Raw genomic sequence first — 405 nt, forward strand, 5'->3', positions numbered from 1 at the left:
TGAGGTTTCGGGCGGCAAGGTTACGCATGAGAGAGCGCGCACCGAAGGTCCATTGCGGGCACTCACTCGACAGGCGCACCGTGTTGGTCAGACTGCCCAGCTTGGGAGAGGAGATGGTAACGATGTCTTCCAGCTTGTGGGTGAAGCCTTCGCCCGGCACGTCGCGGTCTTGCGTCGGCGCAAAAAGCGTGCCGAGGAACAGCACCAGACCGTCGGGATACTGATGATGTGGGCCTAGCGTCTGGCGCACCAGGTCCTCGGGGTCGCGGCTGATCTGCTTCATCGACGAATGGCCTTCGAGCACGAAGCCGTCCTTGCCGCTTACCGTCAGTTGAAGTTCGGCCGCGCGCACGTCATCGAGCGTGAAGGTGACGTCGAACAGCCTGATCATCGGGCCGATGGCGC

1 pseudogene is annotated in these 405 nt (G+C 62.5%); it reads right to left on the minus strand.

From position 1 onward, the window contains the following. Positions 1-405: pseudogene (locus tag ACM6UT_RS23480) on the minus strand (fumarylacetoacetate hydrolase family protein); the annotation flags it as partial.

It is taken from the genome of Ciceribacter azotifigens, assembly GCF_048159625.1.
Classification (GTDB): Bacteria; Pseudomonadota; Alphaproteobacteria; order Rhizobiales; family Rhizobiaceae; genus Allorhizobium; species Allorhizobium azotifigens.